This window comes from Vibrio sp. Vb1755, assembly GCF_033338635.1.
Classification (GTDB): Bacteria; Pseudomonadota; Gammaproteobacteria; order Enterobacterales; family Vibrionaceae; genus Vibrio; species Vibrio alginolyticus.
Genome location: NZ_JAWOTA010000054.1, coordinates 1 through 4,944, shown reverse-complemented (window position 1 = coordinate 4,944; position 4,944 = coordinate 1). Strand labels below are relative to the sequence as shown.

General features: G+C 53.1%; 1 protein-coding gene. It reads right to left on the bottom strand.

All coding sequences use genetic code 11. From position 1 onward, the window contains the following. A partial coding sequence (locus tag R7E00_RS22395) for a tandem-95 repeat protein (RefSeq protein ID WP_318124474.1) occupies nt 1-4,944 on the bottom strand: 4,944 nt, incomplete at both ends.

Below are 4,944 nucleotides of genomic sequence, written 5' to 3'. Positions count from 1 at the left end.
TCGTTCACTGGATTAACGGTAACGGCTACTTTCGCTTGGTCAGTCAGCGAACCATCGGTGATGGTGTAAGTGATTTCGGCATCACCATTGAAGTTCTCGGCCGGTGTGAAGACCAGTTTGCCGTCAACAATCTCGACTGTACCTTGTGTTTCAGGTACGGAAGCCGATTGGATAGACAGCGTATCGCCATCAATGTCGGTGTCGTTTGGCAGGACATCAATTGTCACTGGCGTGTCTTCGTCAGTGACAGCGGTATCATCTTTTGCCACTGGCGCATCGTTGACTGGTGTGACATCGACGTTCACCGTGGTGGACTCTGATACCCCACCGGACGTGACGATGTAGGTGAAGCTGTCTGTACCGTGGAAGTTGTCGTTTGGCGTGTAAGTCACGCTGCCGTCCGGGTTGACCGAGACCGTACCGTTAGCTGGACCGTTGTTGGTATCCAGCGACACCACTTTGTCGTCGCCTTCGAACGTGTCGTTACCTAAGACCTTAATGATGGTTGGCGTGTCTTCCACAACCGTCGCGTTGTCTGCCACGATGTCCGCCACAGGCGCAACTGTGAAATTCACCGTTTGGCTAACGCTCTCGCCGCTTGGATCGGTAGCCGTAAAGGTCAATGCTTCTGAGCCGTTCCAGTCTGCGGTTGGAGTGAACGTAGCAATGCCATTGACGATCGCCACTTGAATGTTGCTGTTGCCAGAAACGCTAAACGTTAACTCACTATCCACGTTATCCACATCGCTGAAAGCGGTATTCAGATCGATGCTGTATGGCGTGAAATCTTCCGCCAAGGTTTGGTCTGCAATGCTACTTTCAACCACAGGCGTGTCGTTCACCGCATTTACGGTGACGTTGACCGTCGCTTGGTCGGTCAGTGCACCATCGGTGACGGTGTAAGTGATTTCGGCATCACCATTGAAGTTCTCAGCTGGTGTGAAGACCAATTTGCCGTCAACAATCTCGACTGTGCCTTGTGTTTCAGGTACGGACGCCGATTGGATAGACAGCGTATCACCATCGATGTCGGTGTCGTTTGGTAGGACATCAATCGTGACAGCGGTATCTTCTTGTGTTGTTGCCGCGTCATCTTTTGCCACTGGCGCATCGTTCACTGATGTGACATCGACGTTCACCGTGGTGGACTCACTGACGCCACCGGAGGTAACGATGTAGGTAAAGCTGTCTGCCCCGTGGAAGTTGTCGTTTGGCGTGTAGGTTACGCTGCCATCCGGGTTGACCGAGACCGTGCCGTTCGCTGGTCCATTGTTGGTATCCAGCGACACCACTTTATCGTTGCCTTCGAACGTGTCGTTACCTAAGACCTTAATGATGGTTGGCGTATCTTCCACAACCGTCGCTTTATCTGCCACGATATCCGCCACTGGCGCCACTGTGAAGTTCACCGTTTGGCTAACGCTTTCGCCGCTTGGATCGGTCGCCGTAAAGGTCAACGCTTCAGAGCCGTTCCAGTCTGCCGTTGGGCTAATGGTCGCGATGCCATTTTCAATCGACACCAACACGTTGCTGTTGCCAGAGACGCTAAACGTTAACTCGCCATCCACGTTATCCACATCGCTGAAAGCGGTATTTAGATCGATGCTGTATGGCGTAAAGTCTTCCGCCAAGGTTTGGTCTGCGAGGCTGCTTTCAACCACAGGCGTGTCGTTCACCGCATTCACGGTGACGTTGACCGTCGCTTGGTCAGTCAGCGAACCATCGGTCACGGTGTAAGTGATTTCAGCGTCACCATGGAAGTTCTCAGCCGGTGTGAAGACCAGTTTGCCGTCAACAATCTCGACTGTCCCTTGGTCACTCGGCACAGACGCCGATTGGATAGACAGCGTATCGCCATCAATGTCAGTATCGTTTGGCAGGACATCAATCGTCACTGGCGTGTCTTCGTCAGTAATCGCCGTGTCATCTTTTGCCACTGGCGCATCGTTCACTGGTGTGACATCGACGTTCACCGTGGTGGATTCACTGACGCCCCCAGATGTGACGATGTAGGTGAAGCTGTCTGTGCCGTGGTAGTTGTCGTTTGGCGTGTAAGTGACGCTGCCATCCAGGTTGACCGAGACCGTGCCATTGGCTGGACCGTTATTGGTATCCAGCGACACCACTTTGTCGTCGCCTTCAAACGTGTCGTTACCTAAGACCTTGATGATGGTTGGCGTGTCTTCCACGACCGTCGCTTTGTCTGCCACGATGTCCGCCACTGGCGCAACCGTAAAGTTCACCGTTTGGCTAACGCTTTCACCGCTTGGATCGGTAGCCGTAAAGGTCAATGCTTCAGAGCCGTTCCAGTCCGCAGTTGGAGTGAACGTAGCAATGCCATTGACGATCGCCACTTGAATGTTGCTGTTGCCAGAAACGCTGAAGGTCAGCTCGCCATCGACGTTATCCACATCGCTGAAAGCGGTATTTAGATCGATGCTGTATGGCGTAAAGTCTTCTGCCAAGGTTTGGTCTGCAATGCTACTTTCAACCACAGGCGTGTCGTTCACCGCATTTACGGTGACGTTGACCGTCGCTTGATCAGTCAGCGAACCATCGGTGATGGTGTAAGTGATTTCGGCGTCACCATTGAAGTTCTCGGCCGGTGTGAAGACCAGTTTGCCGTCAACAATCTCTACTGTGCCTTGTGTTTCAGGTACGGACGCCGATTGGATAGACAGCGTATCACCATCGATGTCGGTGTCGTTTGGCAGAACATCAATTGTCACTGGCGTGTCTTCGTCAGTAACAGCGGTATCACCTTTTGCCACTGGCGCATCATTGACTGGTGTGACATCGACGTTCACCGTGGTGGACTCCGATACCCCACCCGAGGTAACGATGTAGGTGAAGCTGTCTGCCCCGTGGTAGTTGTCGTTTGGCGTGTAAGTGACGCTGCCATCCGGGTTGACCGAGACCGTGCCGTTGGCTGGACCGTTATTGCTATCCAGCGACACCACTTTGTCGTCGCCTTCGAACGTGTCGTTACCTAAGACCTTAATGATGGTCGGCGTGTCTTCCACAACCGTCGCGTTGTCTGCCACGATGTCTGCCACAGGCGCAACTGTGAAGTTCACCGTTTGGCTTACGCTTTCGCCGCTTGGATCGGTAGCCGTAAACGTTAACGCTTCTGAGCCGTTCCAGTCTGCGGTTGGAGTGAACGTAGCAATACCGTTGACGATCGCCACTTGAATGTTGCTGTTGCCAGAGACGCTGAAGCTCAGATCGCCATCCACGTTATCCACATCGCTGAAAGCGGTATTCAGATCGATGCTGTATGGCGTAAAGTCTTCCGCCAAGGCTTGGTCTGCAATGCTGCTTTCAACCACAGGCGCGTCGTTCACCGCATTCACGGTGACATTGACCGTCGCTTGGTCAGTCAGCGCACCATCGGTGACGGTGTAAGTGATTTCAGCATCGCCATGGAAGTTCTCAGCCGGTGTGAAGACCAGTTTTCCATCAATAATTTCGACTTTACCTTGGTCACTCGGCACAGACGCCGAATCAATGCTTAACGTATCGCCATCAATGTCAGTATCGTTTGGCAAGACATCAATCGTCACTGGCGTGTCTTCGTCAGTAATCGCCGTATCATCTTTTGCCACTGGCGCATCGTTCACTGGTGTGACATCGACGTTCACCATGGTGGACTCCGATACCCCACCGGAGGTAACGATGTAGGTAAAGCTGTCTGCACCGTGGTAGTTGTCGTTTGGCGTGTAGGTTACGCTGCCGTCCGGGTTGACCGAGACCGTGCCGTTGGCTGGACCGTTATTGGTATCCAGCGACACCACTTTGTCGTCGCCTTCGAACGTGTCGTTACCTAAGACCTTGATGATGGTTGGCGTGTCTTCCACGACCGTCGCGTTGTCTGCCACGATGTCCGCCACTGGCGCAACCGTAAAGTTCACCGTTTGGCTAACGCTTTCGCCGCTTGGATCGGTGGCAGTAAACGCCAACGCTTCTGAGCCGTTCCAGTCTGCCGTTGGGCTAATGGTCGCGATGCCATTTTCAATCGACACCAACACGTTGTTGTTGCCAGAAACGCTGAAGCTCAGCTCGCCATCCACGTTATCCACATCGCTGAAGGCCGTATTCAGATCGATGCTGTATGGCGTAAAGTCTTCCGCCAAGGTTTGGTCTGCAATGTTGCTTTCAACCACAGGCGTGTCGTTCACCGCATTCACGGTGACGTTGACCGTCGCTTGGTCAGTCAGTGAACCATCGGTAACGGTGTAAGTGATTTCAGCGTCGCCATGGAAGTTCTCAGCCGGTGTGAAGACCAGTTTGCCGTCAACAATTTCGACTGTACCTTGGTCACTCGGCACAGACGCTGATTGGATAGACAGCGTATCACCATCGATGTCGGTGTCGTTTGGCAGGACATCAATTGTCACTGGCGTGTCTTCGTCAGTAACAGCGGTATCATCTTTTGCCACTGGCGCATCGTTCACTGGTGTGACATCGACGTTCACCGTGGTGGACTCTGATACCCCACCGGACGTAACGATGTAGGTAAAGCTGTCTGTACCGTGGTAGTTGTCGTTTGGCGTGTAGGTTACGCTGCCGTCCGGGTTGACCGAGACCGTGCCGTTCGCTGGACCGTTATTGGTATCTAGCGACACCACTTTATCGTCGCCTTCGAACTTGTCGTTACCTAAGACCTTGATGATGGTTGGCGTGTCTTCCACAACCGTCGCGCGGTCAGATTCAATATCTGCCACAGGCGCAACTGTGAAGTTCACCGTTTGGCTGACGCTTTCGCCGCTTGGATCGGTGGCAGTAAACGTCAACGCTTCTGAGCCGTTCCAGTCCGCAGTTGGGCTAATGGTCGCGATGCCATTTTCAATCGAAACCAACACGTTGCTGTTGCCGGACACTGAGAAGTTCAGTGCGGAGTCGCTGTCTTTAAATGCGTCGTTTAAATCAATCGTGTAGATCGTA